This is a genomic window from Streptomyces sp. H39-C1, from assembly GCF_027158125.1.
Taxonomy (GTDB): domain Bacteria; phylum Actinomycetota; class Actinomycetes; order Streptomycetales; family Streptomycetaceae; genus Actinacidiphila; species Actinacidiphila fildesensis.
The window spans coordinates 1-1,000 of the sequence record NZ_JAPVLS010000274.1 but is presented as its reverse complement, the minus strand read 5'-3'; the positions used below and the strand labels follow the sequence as shown (position 1 = coordinate 1,000).

The 1,000-nt window shown below is 68.3% G+C and carries 1 protein-coding gene; it reads right to left on the bottom strand.

Annotated features, from left to right (window positions below):
* The coding region (locus tag O3W51_RS48165) for a 2-oxoacid:ferredoxin oxidoreductase subunit beta (RefSeq protein WP_269290439.1) at window positions 1–998 on the bottom strand (998 nt) is incomplete at its 3' end.
* Window positions 999–1,000 lie beyond the last annotated feature (2 nt).

Here is a 1,000-nt window from a genome sequence, read left to right as displayed (position 1 = left end):
TTGCCCTTCTCCTCGACGGCGCGTTCCAGCTGGTCGGACATGTCGGCGTCGTAGACCGGCCGTTCGACGCTGCGTAGCACCCCGATGGGGGTGTGGTGCAGCGTGTCCGGGTCGGCGAGGCGGGACAGGGCGAAGGCGGTGGTGGGCGACGCGGCGTGGGAGTCGTGGACGAGCACCCCTGCCGTCCCTTCCACGGTCACGTCGATCACCTTGAGTTCGCCGGTGGCCAGGTCCCTGACGACGCCCTTGGAGCCCAGGCCGTCCTCGGTCGGCGCGCCGAACCGGATCGGTTGCCCGTGCTCCAGCCGGATCAGGGCGTCCTGCGCCGTCTGCTGGTCCTTGAGCGCGTCGAAGGCGCCGTCGTTGAAGATGTTGCAGTTCTGGTAGATCTCCACCAGCGCGGTGCCCGGGTGGGCGGCGGCCTCGCGCAGCACCGACTGCAGGTGCTTGCGGTCGGAGTCGATGGTGCGCGCCACGAAGCTGGCCTCGGCGCCGATGGCGAGCGAGACCGGGTTGAACGGCGCGTCCAGCGAGCCCATCGGGGTCGACTTGGTGATCTTGCCGACCTCGGAGGTGGGCGAGTACTGACCCTTCGTCAGGCCGTAGATCCGGTTGTTGAACAGCAGGATCTTGAGGTTGACGTTGCGGCGCAGCGCGTGGATGAGGTGGTTGCCCCCGATGGACAGCGCGTCCCCGTCGCCGGTGACCACCCAGACGCTCAAGTCGCGCCGGGAGGAGGCGAGTCCGGTGGCGATGGCCGGGGCGCGGCCGTGGATGGAGTGCATCCCGTAGGTGTTCATGTAGTACGGGAAGCGCGACGAGCAGCCGATGCCGGAGACGAAGACGACGTTCTCGCGGGCGAGTCCCAGCTCGGGCATGAAGGACTGGACGGCGGCCAGGACCGCGTAATCACCGCAGCCGGGGCACCAGCGCACCTCCTGGTCCGTCTTGAAGTCCTTCATCGACTGCTTGGTGTCGGACTTGGGGACCAACGACAGGG